This window comes from Actinomycetospora sp. ABD4_176, assembly GCF_056311855.1.
This window is the reverse complement of sequence record NZ_CM149974.1, coordinates 5,838,931-5,857,733: the sequence shown is the minus strand read 5'-3', so window position 1 is coordinate 5,857,733 and position 18,803 is coordinate 5,838,931. Positions and strand designations below refer to the sequence as shown.

At 76.5% G+C, this 18,803-nt stretch carries 19 protein-coding genes; 8 read left to right on the top strand and 11 right to left on the bottom strand.

Going from position 1 to position 18,803, the window contains the following annotated elements; translation table 11 throughout:
- The first annotated feature begins 35 nt into the window (after positions 1 to 35).
- Positions 36 to 1,292 carry a cytochrome P450 gene (locus ACYX4T_RS28310; RefSeq protein WP_476012525.1) on the top strand — a complete coding sequence of 419 codons (1,257 nt, stop codon included), beginning with the start codon at positions 36 to 38 and terminating at the stop codon, positions 1,290 to 1,292.
- A 153-nt stretch (positions 1,293 to 1,445) separates the two neighbouring features.
- Here ACYX4T_RS28310 and ACYX4T_RS28305 read toward each other — a convergent pair whose 3' ends face one another.
- From ACYX4T_RS28305 to ACYX4T_RS28295, 3 genes are all read right to left on the bottom strand, one after another.
- Complete coding sequence (locus ACYX4T_RS28305; RefSeq protein ID WP_274234701.1) at positions 1,446 to 2,183, bottom strand: RNA polymerase sigma factor SigF; 738 nt, start codon at positions 2,181 to 2,183, stop codon at positions 1,446 to 1,448.
- Between the two features lie 92 nt (positions 2,184 to 2,275).
- Complete coding sequence (locus ACYX4T_RS28300) at positions 2,276 to 2,731, bottom strand: ATP-binding protein (protein ID WP_476012524.1); 456 nt, start codon at positions 2,729 to 2,731, stop codon at positions 2,276 to 2,278.
- A gap of 93 nt (positions 2,732 to 2,824) precedes the next feature.
- Positions 2,825 to 3,190, bottom strand: coding sequence for an anti-sigma factor antagonist (locus tag ACYX4T_RS28295; RefSeq protein ID WP_274192486.1), 366 nt, complete (start codon positions 3,188 to 3,190; stop codon positions 2,825 to 2,827).
- A gap of 329 nt (positions 3,191 to 3,519) precedes the next feature.
- Between ACYX4T_RS28295 and ACYX4T_RS28290 the strand changes: the two genes are divergently transcribed.
- Entirely contained in the window at positions 3,520 to 3,843 is a 324-nt protein-coding gene (locus tag ACYX4T_RS28290) for a WhiB family transcriptional regulator (RefSeq protein WP_476012523.1), read from the top strand.
- Between the two features lie 27 nt (positions 3,844 to 3,870).
- Here ACYX4T_RS28290 and ACYX4T_RS28285 read toward each other — a convergent pair whose 3' ends face one another.
- The gene (locus tag ACYX4T_RS28285; RefSeq protein WP_476012522.1) at positions 3,871 to 4,350 is read right to left on the bottom strand and encodes a bacterial proteasome activator family protein; all 480 of its coding nucleotides are present in this window, start codon (positions 4,348 to 4,350) and stop codon (positions 3,871 to 3,873) included.
- Between the two features lie 141 nt (positions 4,351 to 4,491).
- Between ACYX4T_RS28285 and ACYX4T_RS28280 the strand changes: the two genes are divergently transcribed.
- Positions 4,492 to 5,277 carry an ATP-binding protein gene (locus tag ACYX4T_RS28280; RefSeq protein WP_476012521.1) on the top strand — a complete coding sequence of 262 codons (786 nt, stop codon included), beginning with the start codon at positions 4,492 to 4,494 and terminating at the stop codon, positions 5,275 to 5,277.
- 10 nt (positions 5,278 to 5,287) lie between these two features.
- Here ACYX4T_RS28280 and ACYX4T_RS28275 read toward each other — a convergent pair whose 3' ends face one another.
- Complete coding sequence (locus ACYX4T_RS28275) at positions 5,288 to 6,370, bottom strand: DNA topoisomerase IB (protein ID WP_476012520.1); 1,083 nt, start codon at positions 6,368 to 6,370, stop codon at positions 5,288 to 5,290.
- Between the two features lie 73 nt (positions 6,371 to 6,443).
- On the opposite strand from ACYX4T_RS28275, the gene ACYX4T_RS28270 reads away from it, so the two are divergent.
- The 4 genes from ACYX4T_RS28270 to ACYX4T_RS28255 all read left to right on the top strand — a co-directional run bounded on the left by ACYX4T_RS28270 (position 6,444) and on the right by ACYX4T_RS28255 (position 11,725).
- Positions 6,444 to 8,156, top strand: coding sequence for a RecQ family ATP-dependent DNA helicase (locus ACYX4T_RS28270; protein ID WP_476012519.1), 1,713 nt, complete (start codon positions 6,444 to 6,446; stop codon positions 8,154 to 8,156).
- A gap of 78 nt (positions 8,157 to 8,234) precedes the next feature.
- A complete protein-coding gene (locus ACYX4T_RS28265) occupies positions 8,235 to 8,672 on the top strand; it encodes a hypothetical protein (RefSeq protein WP_476012518.1) in 438 nt (145 codons plus the stop codon).
- A 42-nt stretch (positions 8,673 to 8,714) separates the two neighbouring features.
- Entirely contained in the window at positions 8,715 to 10,664 is a 1,950-nt protein-coding gene (malQ, locus tag ACYX4T_RS28260; protein ID WP_476012517.1) for a 4-alpha-glucanotransferase, read from the top strand.
- Between the two features lie 83 nt (positions 10,665 to 10,747).
- Positions 10,748 to 11,725, top strand: a complete 978-nt coding sequence (locus ACYX4T_RS28255) for a type IV toxin-antitoxin system AbiEi family antitoxin domain-containing protein (protein ID WP_476012516.1) — start codon at positions 10,748 to 10,750, stop codon at positions 11,723 to 11,725.
- A 13-nt stretch (positions 11,726 to 11,738) separates the two neighbouring features.
- On the opposite strand, the gene ACYX4T_RS28250 is transcribed toward ACYX4T_RS28255, so the two are convergent.
- A complete protein-coding gene (locus ACYX4T_RS28250) occupies positions 11,739 to 12,569 on the bottom strand; it encodes a glycosyltransferase family 2 protein (protein WP_476012515.1) in 831 nt (276 codons plus the stop codon).
- Entirely contained in the window at positions 12,566 to 14,131 is a 1,566-nt protein-coding gene (gene rfaE2 / locus ACYX4T_RS28245; protein WP_476012514.1) for a D-glycero-beta-D-manno-heptose 1-phosphate adenylyltransferase, read from the bottom strand. The genes ACYX4T_RS28250 and rfaE2 overlap by 4 nt, the downstream gene beginning before the upstream one ends.
- A gap of 128 nt (positions 14,132 to 14,259) precedes the next feature.
- Here rfaE2 and ACYX4T_RS28240 point away from each other — a divergent pair, with 128 nt between their 5' ends.
- Positions 14,260 to 14,661: an STAS domain-containing protein gene (locus ACYX4T_RS28240; protein ID WP_476012513.1), complete on the top strand. Its 402-nt coding sequence runs from the start codon at positions 14,260 to 14,262 to the stop codon at positions 14,659 to 14,661.
- 23 nt (positions 14,662 to 14,684) lie between these two features.
- On the opposite strand, the gene ACYX4T_RS28235 is transcribed toward ACYX4T_RS28240, so the two are convergent.
- From ACYX4T_RS28235 to ACYX4T_RS28220, 4 genes are read right to left on the bottom strand one after another with little or no spacing between them, the layout of a single operon-like run.
- A complete protein-coding gene (locus tag ACYX4T_RS28235; protein ID WP_476012512.1) occupies positions 14,685 to 15,440 on the bottom strand; it encodes an SDR family oxidoreductase in 756 nt (251 codons plus the stop codon).
- Positions 15,437 to 16,867: a PfkB family carbohydrate kinase gene (locus ACYX4T_RS28230; RefSeq protein ID WP_476012511.1), complete on the bottom strand. Its 1,431-nt coding sequence runs from the start codon at positions 16,865 to 16,867 to the stop codon at positions 15,437 to 15,439. The genes ACYX4T_RS28235 and ACYX4T_RS28230 overlap by 4 nt, the downstream gene beginning before the upstream one ends.
- The gene (locus ACYX4T_RS28225; RefSeq protein ID WP_476012510.1) at positions 16,864 to 17,511 is read right to left on the bottom strand and encodes a D-sedoheptulose-7-phosphate isomerase; all 648 of its coding nucleotides are present in this window, start codon (positions 17,509 to 17,511) and stop codon (positions 16,864 to 16,866) included. Before ACYX4T_RS28225 ends, ACYX4T_RS28230 begins: the two co-directional genes overlap by 4 nt.
- On the bottom strand, positions 17,508 to 18,752 hold the full coding sequence (locus tag ACYX4T_RS28220; protein ID WP_476012509.1) for a glycosyltransferase: 1,245 nt from the start codon (positions 18,750 to 18,752) through the stop codon (positions 17,508 to 17,510). Before ACYX4T_RS28220 ends, ACYX4T_RS28225 begins: the two co-directional genes overlap by 4 nt.
- Positions 18,753 to 18,803 lie beyond the last annotated feature (51 nt).

The window sequence follows — 18,803 nt, the reverse complement described above, 5'->3', positions numbered from 1 at the left end:
TTCCGCACCGCCCCGACCCGCGCCAGGATCGTGTCGTGGACCTCCGGCGCGACGTCGCCCTCGCCGCGCGGCTGGCGGTGACGCGCGCCGGCGGGCTGGCGATGGCCCTGGCCGGCGACCCGGTGCTGCGCCTGCTCCACCGCCCCTGGATCGACGACCCGACATCGGTGTACCGGCAGCTGCGCGAGGGGCCGCAACCGTACGCGAGCCGCACCGGCGTGCTCGTCGTCGCCACCCACGCGATGTGCCGCGACCTCGTGCGGGACCGTCGCTTCCTGGTGCGGCCGCGGGACGGCGGCTCGCTCGGCGGGTCGGTGGCGGGTGCGCGCGACCCGCTGCTCGAGCCCGTCGACCTGTCGTTCCTCGGCATGGACCCGCCCGAGCACACGCGCCTGCGGCGCCTCGTGGGCGGCTGGTTCACGCCGGCGCGGGTGGAGGCGTACGAGCCGCTGGTCGCCCGGCTGGCCGAGCGGTTGGTCGACGACGCGGTGCGGCGGGAGCGGTTCGACCTGGTCGCCGAGGTGGCGACGCCGCTGCCGGTCGCCGTGATCGCCGAGCTGCTGGGCGTGCCGGACGAGCACGCGGCGTCGTTCGCGCGGTGGGGGCGGTCGGTGGGCGCCGGGCTCGGCGGGGTGCGGTCGGTGCGCGCGCTGCACCGTCTCGACGCCGCGGTCGGCGAGCTGCGCGGGCTGCTGGGCGACCTGCTCGCGCGGCGGCGCCACGACCCCGCCGACGACCTCCTCAGCCACCTCGCCGCGCAGGACGCCGACGTCGAGGAGACGATCAGCCTGGCCGCGCTGCTGCTGCTCGCCGGGTTCGAGACGACGAGCACGCTGCTGGGCAACGCCGTCGCCGCCATGACCGACGCCCGCGAGCCGTGGGCCGGGCTGGCCGCCGACCCGGCGCGCGCCGCCGACGCGGTCGAGGAGAGCCTGCGCTTCGACGCGCCGATCCGATTCACCGCGCGCACGCCGCACGAGACGGTGCGGCTCGGCGAGCGGGACGTCGCGCCGGACACCGTGGTCCTCGCGATGCTCGGGGCGGCCGGGCGCGACCCGGCGGTGCACGACGATCCCGACGTGTTCGACCTCGACCGCCCCACGCGCGGCGAGCACCTCGCGTTCTCCGGGGGCATCCACTACTGCCTCGGCGCGCCGCTGGCCCGGCTCGAGGCGCGCGTCGCGCTGGCGGCGCTGGCCGGGCGGATGCCGAGGCTGCACCGGACGAGGGGCGCGGTGCAGCGCCGCTCGCTGCTGCTGCGGAGCTACCTGCGGCTGCCCGTCGAAGCGTGAGCCCTCGTGATCGTCAGGCCGTCCACGGGTTGAGTGGCAGCGTGGATGCCACGCTGGCACACCCCGTGCGCCGAGCAGCTCCGGCGTGTCGCGCGGCGAGGATGTGGCGATCCTGGCGATGGACGCCAGCGATGCCGCATCGCTCGTACCGACCTACGACGCCGGCGGGTCCGAGAGGTCGGCGCGGAGGGTCGCGAGGGTGCGGGTGAGCAGGCGCGAGACGTGCATCTGCGACACGCCCACGCGCTCGGCGATCTGGGTCTGGGTCATACCCCCGAAGAACCGCAGCATGACGATCGTGCGCTCGCGCTCGGGCAGCTTGCGCAGGGCCGGCTGCACGGTCTCGCGGTGCTCGACCTGCTCCAGCTCGGCGTCCGCCGACCCCAGCACGTCGGCCAGGCGCCCGGACGAGGGGTCGTCGACGAGCATGTCGTCCAGCGAGCTGGAGCGGTACGCGTTGGCGGCCTCGAGCGCCTCGAGGACCTCCTCGCGGCTGCGCTGGAGGTGCTCGGCGAGCTCGCCGGCGGTGGGCGCGCGGTTGAGCTCCTGGGACAGGTGCGGCATCGCCGACCCGATGGCCAGGCGCAGGTCCTTGAGGCGCCGGGGTACGCGCGTCGACCACGCCTTGTCCCGGAAGTAGCGCCGGACCTCGCCGGTGATGGTCGGCACCGCGTAGGACAGGAAGTCCGAGCCCCGCTCCGGCGAGAACCGGTCGACGGCGTGGATCAGGCCGACGGTCGCGACCTGCTCGAGGTCCTCCTGCGGTTCGCCGCGCTGGGCGAAGCGTCGCGCGATGTGCCGCGCCAGCGGCAGGTAGCCCTCGACGAGCCGGTCGCGCAGCACCTCGCGGCGCGGGTCGTCCTGGTCGAGCCCCGCGTGCTCGGTGAGCATCGGGACCAGGTGGTCGTACGAGTCCTCGTTCCGGGAGCTCCCCCCGCCCGACGACCCGCCCGCGCGGCCCGGCAGGGCGCGCGCCGCCTCGCTCACGGGTCGAGCCGTTGCTTGCGCAGGTGGATACCGAGCCACTCCGGGTCGGCGTCGAGGACCTGGGCGTCGTCGGTGAGCGTCGTGAGGACGCGCCAGCCGAAGGTGTCCTGGCGCAGCGTGGCGTCGCCCGTGACCGGCACCCGGCAGATCACGTCGATGCGCCCGTCCGTCGTCGCGAAACCGCAGCGCAGCTGCCCGCCCTCGCGGGCCAGCGGCACCAGCGCCGAGCACGCCTCGTCGACCGCCATCCGGAGGTCGGAGACGGCGTCGAGGTCGAAGTCGGCGCGCGCGGCGAGGTCCGCCGCGACGGCGCGCACCGACGGGATCAGCGCGGGGTCGGCGTGCACGCGGACCTCGACGGGCGTCGGGGTCTCGGCCAGTCCGCCCGAGCCGGCGCCCGGATCGGTGGCGGTGGACGAACGATCACGCTGCTGCGGTTCCGGCGTCTGCACGGCTGCTGATCTCCGTTTCGCGGCAGGTGAGGCGGGCGGTGGCGGGGTCACCGTATCGGCGCAGGCGATGCCGACGGCAGGCCCCCGCACCGGTCATCCGGCGAGCGCGGCCTCGACCGACGGGTAGAGCGCGAACAGGTCGGTCAGCCCCGTGGCCTGCAGCGGCCGGCTCACCGGGCGCGAGTTCGCCACGAGGCGCAGCGCGACGTCGCGGTTGCGGGACTCGTCGAGCGCCTCGACGAGCAGCGCGAGGCCGCTCGACCCCAGGAACTCGACGGACAGCATGTCGAGCACGAGCACCGTGGGCTTGCCCTGGAGCTCCTCGTTCACCTTGGCGCGCAGCGCGGGGGTCGTCAGCATGTCGATCTCGCCCGCCAGCCGGATCACCGACGCGCCGTTCGACCGCTGCACATCGACGCCCAGCGGGTCCTCCGCGGTGAGGTCGTCATCGGTGGCCACGGTCTGGTCCCCCTCCGGTCTGGTCGGGTGTGCTCGGGGCGTGCGCTGAGCACTCCTCGTCGATCGGGCAACGTACTTGCCGTGCCGGTGAGCCTACTCGTCACCCCCCGTGGGCACCCGCCAACGACCCGGACGACCGCCCGGACGACGTCGTGCGACACCCCTGCGGGTGGCGACACGCCGAGCATGACGGAGAAGACGCTCGATCGTGACCCACGCTGGGCCGTTCAGGGGTGTTTGGGGTCTCGGAGCCGCGGGGACTCCGCGCCTGCACCTCCGGTTCCGGGAGAACAGTCCCCCGCCCGGACGTCCCGACTGGGAGGACCGCCATGGCCGACATCCGCCTCCTGCCCGGCCCGATCATCGACGAGTGGGACTGGCAGCTCCACGGGTCGTGCCGCGGGATGGACTCGAGCTTCTTCTTCCACCCGGACGGGGAGCGTGGGCCGCGCCGCGAGCACCGCGCCGCCGAGGCCAAGAAGGTGTGCGCGAGCTGCCCGGTGATCGAGCCCTGCCGCCGGCACGCGCTGGCGACCCGCGAGCCCTACGGCGTCTGGGGCGGCCTGACCGAGGATGAGCGGCGCGTCGCGCTGCGCGGTGACCGCCGCGGCGCGACCCCCGAGGCCGGCGCCGTCGTCTACGAAGCCCCCTGACCGTTCCTCACCTTCCCTCACAGCCCCTCACAGGTACTGCCCGCCGCCGCCGTCCCCGCCCGCCGAGGGACGGCCGCGGCCCTGACGCATCTGTTCGAGCTGCCCGCGCGCGGCCATCTGCTGCGCGAGCACGGCGCTCTGGATGCCGTGGAAGAGCCCCTCGAGCCAGCCCAGCAGCTGCGCCTGGGCGATCCGCAGCTCGGCCTGCGACGGCGTCGCGTCCGAGGAGAACGGCAGCGTGATCCGGTGCAGCTCCTCGCGCAGCTCCGGGGCGAGCCCCTGCTCGAGCTCGCGGATCGAACGCTCGTGAATGTCGGCCAGTCGTGAGCGCCCCGCCTCGTCGAGCGGCGCCGAGCGGACCTCCTCGACGAGCTTGCCGACCATCCCGGCCACCCGCATGACCGCGCCCGGCGAGGCGACCAGGTCGCCGGTGCCCGCGCCCTCCCCCGCACCCGACGCGGCAGCCGCCGCGAGGGCGGACGAGGGACGTTCGTCCTGATCGCTCATGGCCCCATCATGGCCCGCCGTGGGCGGCCCGTCAGGTCGGTCGGCGGCCGGTTCCCACCGCTCGTCCACGGCGGGCGAGCCGCCCGGAGACGACGCGCATGGCCCCCCGGGGGCGGGGGTACCAGGGTCCGGAGGTGAGTCGTGGACACAAGGATCGAGCTGCCCCTCGAGAACACGGGGGACGGCGAGGGCGACGCGTGGCCGGACCGGGACGGTGCGGAGGGCTCGGCCCCACCGGTGGTCGTCGCGCTGTCCGGTCCCCTGTCCCTGACCACCGCCCGCCCGCTCGTGGAGCGAATCTGTCGGGCGTTGCGCCGCTACGGTGCGGTGGTCGCCGACCTGTCGCGGGTGGAGCTCGTCCACTCCGGCGCGGTGCACGCGTTCCCGGAGGCCGCCGCCCGGGCCGGTGAGTGGCCCGAGGTCCGGCTCGCGCTCGCGGCCCCCGACGCGACGACCGCCGCGCTCCTCGAGAGCTCGCGGGTCGCCGAGCGGATCCCGGTGCACCCCGACGTCGACGCCGCCCTGGCCCACCTCGACGAGCGCCCGGCGCTGGTCCGCGGCTGGTGGCGCTTCGGCGTCGACCCCCGCGCCCCGGGCGACGCGCGGACGAACGTCCGCCGGGTCTGCGCTCACTGGTCGGTTGACGAGGACGCCCGCGAGGCCGCCGAGATCGTCGTCACCGAGCTCGTCACCAATGCCGTGGAGCACGCGCAGAGCCGTTCGGTGGTCGAGGTGGAGCGCCGCGAGCAGCGGCTGCGCCTCACCGTGCGGGACTTCGACCTCGCGCCCCTGCCCGAGGCCCACCTGCCCGCCCCCACGTCACCGCGGGGGCGAGGCCTGGCGATGGTCGCCGCCGTCGCCTCCTCCTGGGGCGTCGAGCCCCACCGCGACGGCAAGACGGTGTGGGCGGAGATGACGACCGCCTGAGCGCCCTGCTCTACGCGGCGGCGGCCAGGTCGACGACCTCGCGGTGGTCGAGCAGCTCGAGGACCGCGCGCTCGACGTGGAGGCGCAGGGCCCGGTCCTCGGCGGGGGCCGAGCGCAGCGCCTCGGCGATGGACCGGCCGTGCTCGAAGTGCGACACGATCACCGGGTCGACGTAGGAGCGCTTGCACACCGCGGGGGTGTTGCCCAGCTGCTCCGCGACGGCCTTCATCGTCCGCGTCACGGCGCCCTTCTGCTTGCGCTGCGCCCGCGGCGGGGCGCCGGCGTCGTCGCACTCGCCGGCGAGCGCCACCGCGGCCTGGACCCCCGCGTTCCAGGTGCGCAGGTCCTTGGCCGTGAACTCCTCGCCGATCAGCTCGCGCACCGCGTCGTTGACGTCCTGCGCGGTGACGTCGTGCCACGGACCGCGGTCACCGCCGCGACCGCCGCGCCGGAACGCGAGCAGGTCCTCGCCCCCGCCGCGGCGGCGCTTGAGGGAGGTGACCAGGGCGTGCACGTGCTCGTCGTGCAGCGTGATCCGCCGCGGGACGCCCGACTTGGCGGTGTAGCGGAACTCGACGCCGCCGTCGCGCCGGGCGATCGCGTGCTCGCGGCGCAGCGTCGCGAGCCCGAAGGACGCGTCGCCGGGCGAGTCGTCGCTGGCGTACTCCTCGTGCCCGACGCGGAAGACGCCGAGGTCGAGCATCCACACCGCGCCGGCGAGCACCCGGTCGCGCCCGAGGCCGCGCCCGGCGGACAGGCGCTGGGCGATCTCGGTGCGGGCGTCGCCGATGACGTGCCCGAGGCGGGCGACGCGGACGAACTTCTCCTGGTTGCGCTGCAGCGTCCACTGCTCGTGGTAGCGGTACTGCCGCCGACCCGCGGCGTCGGTGCCGACGGCCTGGATGTGGCCGAGCGGGTCGGCGCAGATCCAGACGTCCTCCCACGCCGGCGGGATGACGATCTTGCTGATGCGGTCCAGGTGGGCGGCGTCGGTCACCGACGCACCCGACTCGCGGTCGAAGTAGCTCCAGCCCTTGCCGCGACGACGGCGGCCGAGGCCGGGCCCGTAGGGCTCGACGTGCACCAGTTCCACCGGTCGGGCGTACCCACCGGTCACCCGGCACGAACGCCGTTTCCGGCGCGATCCGGTCGGCTACCACCGGCCGGTGACCGACCCCCGCCAGGATCTCCTCGGGCCGTGTGGCCCCGTCGACCGCCCCACCCGTGACGCGGTCGACGCGGCCGTCGTGCGGGTCCTCGGCGAGGGCGCCGAGCTCGGCGACGGCCAGCGTGACGCCGTGCTCGGCGCGCTCGTCGACGACTGCCTCGCCGTGCTGCCGCCCGCCGCGGGCAAGACCGCCGTCTACGCCGTCACCGGTCTCGTGCTGGGTGGTCGGACCGTCGTGGTGTCGCCGACGCTGTCGCTGCACCGCGACCAGGTCGCCCACCTCGTCGACGCGGGACTGCGCGCCGAGGTCCTCAACTCGACGCTCGCGAGGGGCCGGCACGCCGAGGTGCTCGACGCGTTCGAGGCCGACGAGCTCGACGTGCTCGTCACCTCGCCCGAGCAGCTCGCGCGCCCTGACGTGCTCGACGCGCTCGCGGCCGGTGAGCCCTCGTTGCTCGCGATCGACGAGGTCCACTGCGTGTGCGACTGGGGCCCGGACTTCCGCCCCGACTACCTTACGCTCGCCGTCGCGCGCCGCCGCCTCGGCCATCCCCGGGTGCTGGGGCTCACGGCGACCGCGTCGGTGCCCGCCCGCCAGGAGATCCTGGAGCTGCTCGGCGTGCCCGAGGCGTGCGTCGTCGTCCGCGACCCCGACCGCCCGCACATCCACCTCACCTCGCACCTCGTGCACGACGAGGAGACGAAGTGGGAGCGGGTGGTCCGCGAGGTCACCGAGCTCTCCGGGGACGGGTCCACCGGCATCGTCTACGTGACGACCCGCGGGCACTCGACGCTCGTGCGCGACCGGCTGCGCGACGCCGGCATCGCCGCCGAGGCCTACCACGGCGGGATGAAGAACGCGGAGCGCGCGCGGGCCCAGGACGCGTTCATGGCCGGCGAGGCCCCGGTCGTCGTCGCCACCAGCGCGTTCGGGATGGGCATCGACAAGCCCGACGTGCGGTGGGTCGTGCACGGCGACACGCCGACCTCGATCGACGCCTACCACCAGGAGATCGGGCGCGCGGGCCGCGACGGCGAGCCGGCGACGGCGGTGCTCTTCCACCGCCCCCAGGACCTCGCCCGCCCCAAGCTGTTCGCCTCCGGCCGGGACGCGAAGCCGCGGGCCCTGTCGACCGTGCTCACCGCTCTGCGCGCCAACCCGCGCGGGGTCACCATCGACGACCTCGCCGACCCGGCCGCCCTGTCGAAGGCCGCGCTCGCCCGGGCCGTGCCGGGGCTCGTCGCCCTCGGCGCGGTGCGCCAGCTGCCCGGGCGCGTCCTCGCGCCGGGTGACGCGCTCGCCGAGGACGACATCGACGCGATCGCGCGGGCAGCGGCCGAGCTCGTCACACGTCGCCGCGAGCGCGAGCAGAGCAAGGTCGAGCTGGTGCGCCGCTACGCCGAGGCCACGGGGTGCCGGCGCCGCACGCTGCTCGAGGCGCTCGGCGAGGCCCGCGACGAGCCGTGCGGGTCCTGCGACATGTGCGACGCCGGACGCGCCGGCGACCCGGGCGACCGCACCGGCCTGCACGAGGGCGGCGGCCGGGAGGGCGACCCGGTGCCCGGCGAGGCCGTCCGCCACGACGCGTGGGGCCGGGGCACGGTCACGACGGTGGCCGAGGACTCGGTCGTCGTGCTCTTCGACGGCGGCGGCTACCGGACGCTGTCGTTGCCGCTCGTGCGGGAGAAGCAGCTGCTCGCACCCGCGTGATCGTCACGTTTCCGGCGGCCCCGCGGAGCCGATCCCGGTGGTGCGCCCACGACGGTGCGCCCACGACGGAAGGTGACCGTGCTCCACGAACCGACGATCCCCACCCTGGCCCCGCCGGCCGCCGCCCCCGACACGCTCCCCGCTCCCCGCACGACACCTGCCGAGACCACACCTGCCGAGACCATCGCTGCCGACACCGAGCCGCGGGCGGTCACCGTCCGGTCGAGCGGGCGCCCGACGCCGCCGCCCGACCTGCGGGCCCTGGCCCGCCGGGTCGGGCGGGACGCCGTCGCGGCCCGGGAGCTGGCGGCCGCGCTGCTCTCGCGCGGGTGGGAGGTCCGGGACGCCGTGGCGGCCACCGGGCTCGCGGAGACCGCGGTCGCCGCGCTCGCGGGTGTCCGACGTCCGGGTACCGCGGCCGGTGCCGTCGCCGCGGACGTCGTCGCCCGCGCGCGGCGTCGGGCCGCCGGCACCGAGGAGCTGCCGCCCGCGCCGCGCGCCCGCCCGTCGGCCTGACATCCTGCTCCTCCCCCGCCCCACCGAACCCAGGAGACGCCGGTGCCCGAGCCGGTCGAGCCGGACCTCGCCGAGCTCGCCACCGCCCACGGCGTGGCGGTGCGCTACCGCGACGCCGACGAGCAGGAGGTCGAGCTCGACCGCGGCGTCGTGCTGGACGTCCTCGCGGCGCTCGACGTCGACGCGCGCACCCCGGAGGCGCTGCGCGCGGCCCTGGAGCGCCTGCGGTCGGCGGACCCCGACGCGCTGCCGGCGACGCTGGTCGTCGACGTCGGGGCCACGCGGTCGCTGCCGGCGCCGGGCACGCTGACGCTGGAGGACGGGACACACCGGTCGGTCGACGAGGTGCCCGCCGACCTGCCCGTCGGCTACCACCGTCTCGTCTGCGGCGACCAGGACGTCGCGCTGATCGTCGCGCCGCCCGCGCTCGACCCGCCGCCACCGACGTGGGGGTGGATGGTGCAGCTCTACGCGCTGCGCTCGGCGGCGTCGTGGGGGTGCGGGGACTACGGGGACCTCGCGTCGCTGCTGGCGCGCACGGCGTCGGAGCAGGGCGCGGGGGCGCTGCTGGTCAACCCGCTGCACGCGCTGGCGCTGGCCCCGGAGGTCGAGGCGTCGCCGTACTCGCCGTCGAGCCGGCGCTTCCTGCACCCGCTGTACGTGCGGGTGACGGGTCTGGCCGCGTACGCCGCCGCGCCGGCGTCGGTGCGCGCGGAGGTGGACGCGCTGCGCCCGCGGTCGGGCGACCTCGTCGACCACGACGCGGTGTGGGCGGCCAAGCGGGCGGCGCTGGAGCTGCTGCGGCCGTACGACACGACGGCGCCGGCCGACGTCGACGCGCTCGACGAGGAGCTGCGCGACGTCGCGACCTGGTACGCGCTGGCCGAGCGCCACGGCAGCGACCTGCACGACTGGCCCGCGGGGTTGCGGCACGTCGGGGACAGCGGTGTGGAGGCCGCGCGACGGGAGCTCGCCGACCGCGTGCTGTTCCACGCGTGGTGCCTGCAGCTGGCCGACACGCAGCTGGCGGCGGCGCACGAGGCGACGTCGGGCATGGCCGTCGGGCTGATCGCCGACCTGGCCGTCGGCTGCTCGGCCGGGGGCGCCGACGCGTGGACGCTGGCGGACGCGCTCGCGCCCGGGGTGACCATCGGCGCGCCGCCCGACGACTTCAACCAGCAGGGCCAGGACTGGGCGCTGCCGCCCTGGCGACCGGACGCCCTCGCCGCCTCGGGGTACGCGCCGCTGCGCTCGATGATCCGCGCGGTGCTGCGCCACGCCGACGGCCTGCGCGTCGACCATGTCGCGGGGCTGTGGCGGCTGTGGTGGATCCCGCCGGGCCGCGGGGCGCGCGAGGGCGCCTACGTGCACTACGACGCGCGGGCGATGCTCGCCGTCGTGGCGATCGAGGCGTCGCGGGCGGGCGCGGTGGTGGTCGGCGAGGACCTGGGCACCGTCGAGCCCGAGGTGACCGAGGGGCTCACCGAGCACGGCATGCTGGGCTGCGCGGTGCTGTGGTTCCAGCGCTCCGCCGACGGCGAGCTGCTGGCGCCGCGGCGCTGGCACCCCGACACCCTCGCGAGCGTCTCGACCCACGACCTGCCCACGGCGGCAGGATTCCTGGCCGACGAGCACGTGCGCGCCCGCGCCGAGGCCGGGGTGCTCTCCGACGTGTCGGCGGCGCGGGCGGACGCGGCGCGCGACCGGGAGGAGCTGCTCGCGCTGCTGGCGGCCGAGGGGTTCGAGGTGTCCTCGACGTCGGGCGCCGACGAGGTGGTGCTCGCGATGCACCAGCTGCTCGCGACCGCCCGCTCGCGGATCGTGCTCGCGGCGTTCACCGACGTCCTCGGCGACGTCCGCCAGCCCAACCTCCCCGGCACGGTGGACGCCTACCCGAACTGGCGGATCCCCCTCTCCGCCTCCCTCGAGGACCTCCTCACCGACCCCCGCGTCCACGCGGTGGCGTCGGCGCTCCGCTCCCGCCCCATGTGAGCACTTTCCTGCCCTATAGGGCAGGAAAGTGCTCACATCCCGGGTCGTGGAGCCGCGAGGCCGTCGCCTGCGTCGAACCGGGTATGGACGACCTGGATATCGACGGGTGGCGGGCCCTCCGCCGCGAGCAGCACGACGTGGTGACGATCGAGCAGTTGTACCGCCGCGGCTTCACCGAGCGCGGCATCGAGGCGCAGGTCCGTGCCGGCCGGTGGCAGCGTCTCCATCGCGGCGTCTACGTGCTCCACAGCGGGCCGGTGTCGCCCGAGGCACGGCGCATCGGGGCCCTCCTCGCCTGCCGAGGCGGGGCGGTGCTGAGTCACGACACGGCCGGCGCGCTGTGGGGCATGGTGCCGCCCCACCCGGACGGCCCGATCCACGTGACCGTCCCGTACGGGAGCGCGGCCGTGCGCCGGGACGGGCTACGGCTTCACCGGTCTCGGGCCTTCTCCCACATCGGCGCCCCGCAGGCCGATCCGCCGCGCACGAGCCGGGTACACACCCTGCTCGACCTTGCTGTCGCCGCCCCGGGAGCCGGCGAGGCGATGCGTGTGGCGCACGAGCTCGCCGTGGCCCACCGCATCCATGCGACGACGCTGGAGCGAGCCGTCGATCTCCGTCGTCCGACTCGGCACGGCCGGGCGATCGCCGACGCACTGTCGCTCCTGCGCGACGGCATCGACTCCGTGCTCGAACTGCGCTACCGGGAGGACGTCGAGCTGGCCCACCGCCTCCCCGTCGGCAAGCGTCAGGAACCCGTGCTGGTCGACGGACACCGCCGCCTCGAGGACGTCGTGTACGACCTGCCGAAGGGCAGGGCCATCGTGCGTCTCGACGGCTACTGGTCCCACGCCGACAAGCTCACGGCCCTGACCGATCGACGTCGGTCCGTGGCCGCCGTCCTCGATCACGCCCCGGCCCTGCCCTACGGCTGGACCGAGGTCACCACGGCACCGTGCCGGACGGCCCGCGAGGTCGGAGCCGTGCTCCACACGCTCGGATGGGCGGGGCACGTGATGCCCTGTCCACGGTGTCGATGTGAGCAGTTGCCTGCCCTATAGGGCAGGCAACTGCTCACATGGGGAGGGCGTCGACGGCCGAGATGCCACGGTCGGGAAGGGCGGTGGGGGACTCCTGGTGGTAGGCGCCCCCGGGCAGGATGCCGGCGGCGCCGCGACGGGCCATGACCCGCTGCTGGGAGTACACGTCCTCGCCGTGCGCGTCGGGCGGCACGTCCCGCCAGAACTCGAACCCGCCGGCCTCGACCAGCGCCGCGCGGTCGAACAGCACGCACCCCGCCACCCACGCCACCTTGTACGCCACGTAGCGCTCGGGCGACGGCACCGGCGACCCCGGGCCGTCGAGCCCCAGCGACTCGGCCAGGTGCAGCCCGTTCGCCGCGTTGTGCAGGCGCCAGCGCTCCCAGCCCGGGCCGTCCTTGACCAGCGTCTCCGGCTCCACCGGCCCGGACCACGGCTGGAACGACGTCACCTCGCCCGGCCGCCGGTCGTCGGCGTGCCCGAGCGCCTGCATCGCCGCGCCGACCATCCCGCAGCGCAGCTCGCCCAGCGCCCGGTGCAGGCGCGCCAGGGCGCCCGGCTCGAGCCACACGTCGTCGTCGAGGTAGAGCACCGCCGGCGCCGTCGCGCACGACAGCAGGAAGGCGCGCTGCTCGGCCATCCCCCGCCGGGGCAGGTGACGGTGGAGATCCACGGCGACGCCCCGCCGGCGCAGCCACCGGATGACCGTCCACGCGGGCGAGGTGTCCCACGAGGGCGCGTCGTCGGACTGGTCGGAGACGACCAGCCGGTACGACACCCCGGTCTGCGCCGCCAGGCCCGCGAGGGTCGTCGCGAGCTCGATCGGCCGGTCCTTGGTGGGGACGAGGACGTCGACGTCGGTCACCGCGCGGACCCCCGGATGCGGTCGACGATGGCGCTGGTGGAGCGGTCGGGCAGGTAATCGAGGATCACCGTGCGCCCGCCGTAGGCGCGGACCGTCTCGGCCTCGCGCAGCATCTCGGGGGTGTAGTCGCCGCCCTTGGCGTAGACGTCGGGGCGCAGCAGCTCGAGCAGCTCGACGGGGGTGTCGGCGTCGAACGTCGTGACGTGGTCGACGCAGCTCAGCGCGCCGATCACCGCCGCGCGGTCCGCGAGCGGGTTCACGGGGCGCTCGGGGCCCTTGAGCCGGGCCACCGAGTCGTCCGAGTTCAGCGCCACGACCAGCACGTCGCCGAGCCGCTTGGCCTGGTTGAGCGAGGCGATGTGCCCGCGGTGCACGACGTCGAAGCAGCCGTTGGTGAACACCACCCGCCGGCCCGTGACCCGCTGCTCGTCGACGAGCGCGGCCAGCGATGCGGCGTCGAGCAGCGGGCCCTCGGCGGCGGCGACGCGCTCGGCGAGCTCGCCGGTCGCGCACACCGAGGTCCCGGGCCGGCCCACGACGACGTCGGCGGCGGCCTGGGCGAGCTCGACCGCCGTGGCGGCCGGGGTGCCCGCGGCGAGCGCGAGGGACAGGGCGGCGGTGAACGTGTCGCCGGCCCCGCACGTGTGGCTCTCCGGTGCGGGGCGGGCGAAGGTGCGGTGGGTCGGCGCCTGCTCGTCGGGCAGCAGCAGCGCGCCGTCGCGGTCGAGGGTCACGACGACCGCGCCGGCTCCCGACCGTGCCCGCAGCTCCGGGCCCGCGGCCTCGGCGGCGGCGACGCGGTCGGGCCCGCCCAGCTCGCGGCCCAGCAGCCACCCCGCCTCCCCCGCGTTCGGGGTGACGACGTCGGGCCGCGCGGGCGCCCAGCGCCCCGCGTCGTGCGCGTCGACGACGAGGCGCCAGTCGCGGCCCTCGTGCAGCGACCCGACGAGCGCGATCGTCGAGTCGTCGAGCACCCCGCCGCCGTAGTCGCAGACGACGACGGCGTCGGCGCCCTCGACGGCGTCGCGCAGCGCGGCGTGCACCGTCTCGCGCGCCCCGGCGTCCAGCGGCGTGCGGGGCGTGGTGTCGAAGCGCGCGACGAGCGCGTCGTCGGCGAGCACGCGGCGCTTGGCCGCGGTGGGCCGCGTCGGGTCGGTGATGACGCCGTCGGTGCCGACGCCGTAGGCGGTGAGCAGCTCGCGCACCGTCGCGGCGTCCGCGTCGTCGCCGAGCACCGAGACGAACTCGGTGCGGGCGCCGAGCGCGGCGAGGTTGGCCGCGGTGTTCGCGGCGGCACCGGGCGAGCCGCGGGTGTGGTCGACCTCGACGACCGGCACCGGGGCCTCGCGCGACAGGCGCGTCGACGGCCCGGTGAGCCACTGGTCGAGCACGGCGTCGCCGAGCACGACCACCCGCGGGGCCGCGGCGGCCAGGCGCGCGGGGAGGTCCGCCGCGAGCGGGGCGGCGTCGAGCGGGGGCAGGACGCCGGTGTCGCGGTGACCGGTGTCCGGGCCGGTGTCGGGACGACCGGCGTGACGGCGGTCGATCTCGGGGGCGGCCATCAACGATCCGTCCTTCCGGGGGAACACCTACAGGTGCGTTCGGCGGGGTGTGTTCCCGCCGGTCGGCGCGTCGCCGGTGGCGTGGGTACTGTCGTCCCCCGCCCCGTCACGCGCCTCCGGGAGTGCCGATGGCCCAGAACCCCCCGACCGATCCCGCGCTCGAGACCCCGGTCGCCGCGGACACCACCGTCACCGACGTCACCACCCGCTTCCTGACCCCGACCGTGGCCGTGGTCCGCCCGGTCGGCGACGTCGACACCGCGACGGCCGGCCCGCTGCGCGGCACCATCCAGGAGCAGGTCACCGCGGGCGCCCAGCACGTCGTGCTGGACCTCTCGGGCGTCGACTTCATGGGCTCGGCCGGGCTGGCCCTGCTCATCGCCGAGCGCGAGGCGGCGATCGCCCGCGAGGGCGAGCTGCGCCTGGCCGGCGTGCCGCGGACGGCGGGCCGGGCGCTGAGCCTGACCGGGCTCACCGAGCTGTTCGACACCTACCCGGATGTGGACGCCGCGGCCGCCGACCTGCGCTGACGGCTCGGTCACGGGGGCCCCGGTCACGGGTACGAGCCCTCTTCCGACGACGTGACGACGAGCTCGCGCACCTCGCTGCCCGCGGGGCGGGTCAGGGCGTAGAGCACGGCGTCGGCGGTCTGGGCGGGGTCGTTGAGCTTGGCGTCCGCGCCCGGCTTGTACTGGTCGGGGCGGTCGTCGAAGAAGTGGGTCCACATGCCGCCGGGGATCAGCAGGGTGACCCCGACGCGACCGGCGGTCTCGGCGGCCAGGGCGCGGGTGAAGCCGACGACGCCGAACTTCGAGGCGCAGTAGGCGGTCGCGTTGGAGACCGCCTTGACGCCGAGCGTCGAGGACACCGTCACGACCTTGCCGCGACGCGACTCCAGCTCGGGCAGGGCGGCGCGGACGACGGCGGCGGTGCCGAGCAGGTTGACCGCGATGACGCGCTCCCACTCCGCGGCGTCGACGTCGACGAGCCGGCCGCACCGATCGATGCCCGCGGCGGTGACGACGGCGTCGAGCCCGCCGACCTGCTCGCCGGCGCGGCGCACGGCGGCCTCGGCGGCGCGGGTGTCGGACAGGTCGACCTCGACGAAGGCGTGCCCGGCGTCGGGCGCCTTGACGTCGAGCACGACGGGCGTCCCGCCGGCGGCGACGACGGCCTCGCACACGGCGGCGCCGAGGCCCGACGAGCCGCCGGTGACGAGCACATGGCCCGGGCCGCGGCGCTGCGTGTCGGCGGCCCGGGTGGCCTCGGGGTCGGCGGCGGGGACGGGGGACGCGGCGGCGCTGGTCATGGGGTTCCTCCCGAGGGGACGGCGTCAGGGGTCTCGTTCTCGAGGCGCGCCAGCAGGCGGGTCGACGAGCGGCCGGCGTGGTACGGCACGGCCACGACCTCGCCGCCCCAGCTGCGCACCAGCGGGGTCTCGAGCAGCTCGTCGGTGGCGTAGTCGCCGCCCTTGACCCACAGGTCGGGTCGCAGGCGGTCGAGGACGGCGCGCGGGTCGTCCTCGTCGAACACCTCGACGGCGTCGACGGCGGCGAGCGCGGCGAGCATTTCGGCGCGGTCGGCCTCGGCGACCACGGGCCGGTCGGGGCCCTTGAGGCGGCGCACCGAGGCGTCGGAGTTGAGGCAGACGACGAGGACGCCGTCCTCGCCGGCGAGCCGCCGCGCCGCCGCCAGGGTGCGGGCGTGCCCGGCGTGCAGGAGGTCGAAACACCCGCCGGTGGCGACGACGGTGGCGCCGCGGGCGCGGGCGGCGGCGACGACGTCGGCGGTCGGCGGCTCGGCGGGGCTCTCCGGCCCGGGCTCCACGTCGTCCAGGGCGGCCGCCCCACCGGCGGCGACGAACGCGGCCGCCGCGGCGACCGCGGTGCGCACGGCGTCGTCGACGGCGGACCCGTCGGCGAGGGCGACGGCCACGCTCGCGGCGAACCGGTCGCCGGCGCCGCAGGGGTCGCCGCCGCGCGCGGGTGTCGCGGGCGTGACGGAGGTGCCGGTGGCTCCGCGCAGCACGGCGCCGTCGCGGCCGGCGGTGACCGCGACCGCGTCGACGTCCCAGTGCACGCGCAGGGCCTCCCCGAGCGCCGCGGGCTCGTGCGGGAACCCTTGTGAGCACTTTCCGGCGCTATAGGGCATGAAAGTGCTCACGTAGCCCCGGGCCTCGCCCAGGTTCGGGGTGACGAGCGTGGCGCCGGGGATGGGCGGGGCGCCGTTCGGGTGCGGGTCCCAGACGACCGGGACGCGCCCGGCCGCCGCGGTCAGGGCCTCGCGCACGGCGGGGTCGGCGGTGATCCCGCGCCCGTAGTCGGACACGAGGACCACGCCGGCGCCGGCGATCGCGTCGAGCAGCTCCCGGCTCGCCGCGCACGGCGCCAGGCCGCCCTCGTCGAGGCGCAGCAGCACCCGGTCGTCGGCCAGCATGCGGGTCTTGGTCGGCGTGGTGCCGCCGGTCTCGACGGCGACCACGTCCACGCCCGCCAGCAGCGCGCGCATCGCGTCCGCGTCGGACCCCAGCACCGTCGCCAGGCGCACCGGGCGCCCGGTGCTGCGCGCGGCGAGCAGCGCGGTCAGGCCGGCGCCGCCGGGGCGTTCGCGGCGCCGCGCGGCGGCGAGCACCGGCGCCGGCGCGTCGGGGCAGAGCCGCTCGACGGCGCCGACCACGTCGACGTCGCGCAGGCAGTCCCCGACCACCACGATCGACGAGCGCGTCCGGGGGCTCACGGCACGAGCTCCTCGGCGGCACGCGAGCTCGGGGCCGAGCTCGGGGTCGAGTTGGCGGCCGCGGCGCGCCCGGCGAGCGCGCGGTCGACCATCTCGCAGATCAGGTGCACGGTCACCAGGTGCGCCTCCTGCACCGAGGGGGTCTCCCCCCGCAGGCACAGCGCCTCGCTCGCGGCGTCGGCGAGCGGGTTCGGACCGGGCCCGGTCAGCGCCCACACGGTGAGCCCGAGGGACCGGCCGGCCTCCGCGGCGGCGACGAGGTTCGGGCTGCGCCCGCTCGTCGAGAGCAGCACGAGCACGTCCCCGGGACGGCCGTGCGCGCGGACCTGGCGGGCGAAGACCTCGTCGTAGCCGTAGTCGTTGCCCAGGGCCGTGACGGTCGAGGTGTCCGCGTGCAGCGCGATCGCCGACAGCGGCTCGCGCTCCCCGCGGTAGCGCCCGACGAGCTCGGCGGTGAGGTGCTGCGCCTCGGCCGCGCTGCCCCCGTTGCCCGCGGCCAGCAGCCGCGAGCCGTGGCGCAGGCGGGTGGCCAGCTCGGTGCCCCAGCGCTCGATGCGCCGCGACTCGCCCGCGAGCCCGTCGAGCGTCGCGGCCAGCCCGCCGAGGTGGCGGCGCACGATCCCGTCACCCGCCGGGCCGGTCATGCCGGGCTCCCCGTCGTCAGGGCACCGACGGCACGGTCGCTGCCGACGGCACCGGCGATCACCTCGCCGTACACGCGCTCGTGCGCGGCGGCGACGCGGTCCCAGCCGTACTCGGCCTCCGCGCGGCGGCGCCCGGCCCGTCCGAGGGCGCGGGCGCGGCGCGGGGCCTCGCGCAGGCGGCCCAGGGCCGCGGCCACGGCCGCCGGGTCGCCGGCGGGCACGTGGTGGCCGGTGACGCCGTCGACGACGGTGTCGGCGAGGCCGCCGACCGCGGCCGCCACGACGGGGCGGGCACACGCCATCGCCTCGAGCGGGACCAGGCCGAACGGCTCGTAGGCGGGCACGCAGGCCACGGCGTCGGCGGAGCGGTACAGGGCGGGCAGCGCGTCCTGGCCGACCGCGCCGAGGAAGCGCACCCGGTCCGCGACGCCGAGCTCGCGGGCCAACCGGCGCAGCCGCGTGACCTCCGGGTCGTCGTCGAGGCCCTCGGCGCGCGGTCCGCCCGCGACGACGAGCTCGGCGTCGGCGGGCAGGGACGCGAGGGCGGCGACGACGGTGTCGACGCCCTTGCGCGGCACGAGGCGGCTCACGGTCAGCACGCGGAAGCCGCCCCGGGGAGGCGTGTCCCCCTCCGGGCTGAAGTGGGCGACGTCGACCCCGCACGGCACCACGGTCACCCGCTCGACGGGCACCCCGAGCGCGACGAGCTCGTCGACCTCCTCGCGGCAGGTCGCGAGCACGCGGTCCACCGAGGCGCCCAGGTCGCTCTCGACCGCGACGCGGCGGGCGGGGCTGGTGTCCTCGGCGCCCTGGTGGCGGCGCTTGACCGACCCGAGGGCGTGGAACGTCTGCACGACCGGCGCCCCGAGCGCGCGGGCGGCCGGCAGCGCCGCCATCCCGGACATCCAGAAGTGGGCGTGCACGACGTCGGGGCGCTCCTCCCGCCAGCACGCGGCGAGCTCGGCGGAGAAGGCGTCCATGTGCCGGGCGAGCTCGTCCTTGGGCAGCTCGACGGGCGGGCCGGCGTCGACGTGGTCGACGGTGACGCCCGCGGCGAGCGCGACGCGTCGCGGCGTGCGGCGGTCGGTGCGGCGGGTGTGGACGACCACCTCGTGGCCGGCGTCGGCCAGCGCCAGCGCCAGCGCGCGCACGGCGACGTTCTGGCCGCCGGCGTCGACGCCGCCGAGCCCGTCCGACGCCGCCAGCGGGCTGGCGTGCTCGGAGACCATCGCGATCCGCATGCGCACTCCTCCCTCGGCCCGTGCGGGGGCCGGGTCATCGATCGGGGGCGG

Excerpts from the sequence above, each read along its gene's own strand:
- rfaE2 (WP_476012514.1), bottom strand. The coding sequence starts at position 14,131 with ATGGCCGCCCCCGAGATCGACCGCCGTCACGCCGGTCGTCCCGACACC.
- ACYX4T_RS28240 (WP_476012513.1), top strand. The coding sequence starts at position 14,260 with ATGGCCCAGAACCCCCCGACCGATCCCGCGCTCGAGACCCCGGTCGCC.
- ACYX4T_RS28255 (WP_476012516.1), top strand. The coding sequence starts at position 10,748 with ATGGACGACCTGGATATCGACGGGTGGCGGGCCCTCCGCCGCGAGCAG.
- ACYX4T_RS28305 (WP_274234701.1), bottom strand. The coding sequence starts at position 2,183 with ATGCTCACCGAGCACGCGGGGCTCGACCAGGACGACCCGCGCCGCGAG.
- ACYX4T_RS28235 (WP_476012512.1), bottom strand. The coding sequence starts at position 15,440 with ATGACCAGCGCCGCCGCGTCCCCCGTCCCCGCCGCCGACCCCGAGGCC.
- ACYX4T_RS28290 (WP_476012523.1), top strand. The coding sequence starts at position 3,520 with ATGGCCGACATCCGCCTCCTGCCCGGCCCGATCATCGACGAGTGGGAC.
- ACYX4T_RS28225 (WP_476012510.1), bottom strand. The coding sequence starts at position 17,511 with ATGACCGGCCCGGCGGGTGACGGGATCGTGCGCCGCCACCTCGGCGGG.
- ACYX4T_RS28285 (WP_476012522.1), bottom strand. The coding sequence starts at position 4,350 with ATGAGCGATCAGGACGAACGTCCCTCGTCCGCCCTCGCGGCGGCTGCC.
- ACYX4T_RS28220 (WP_476012509.1), bottom strand. The coding sequence starts at position 18,752 with ATGCGGATCGCGATGGTCTCCGAGCACGCCAGCCCGCTGGCGGCGTCG.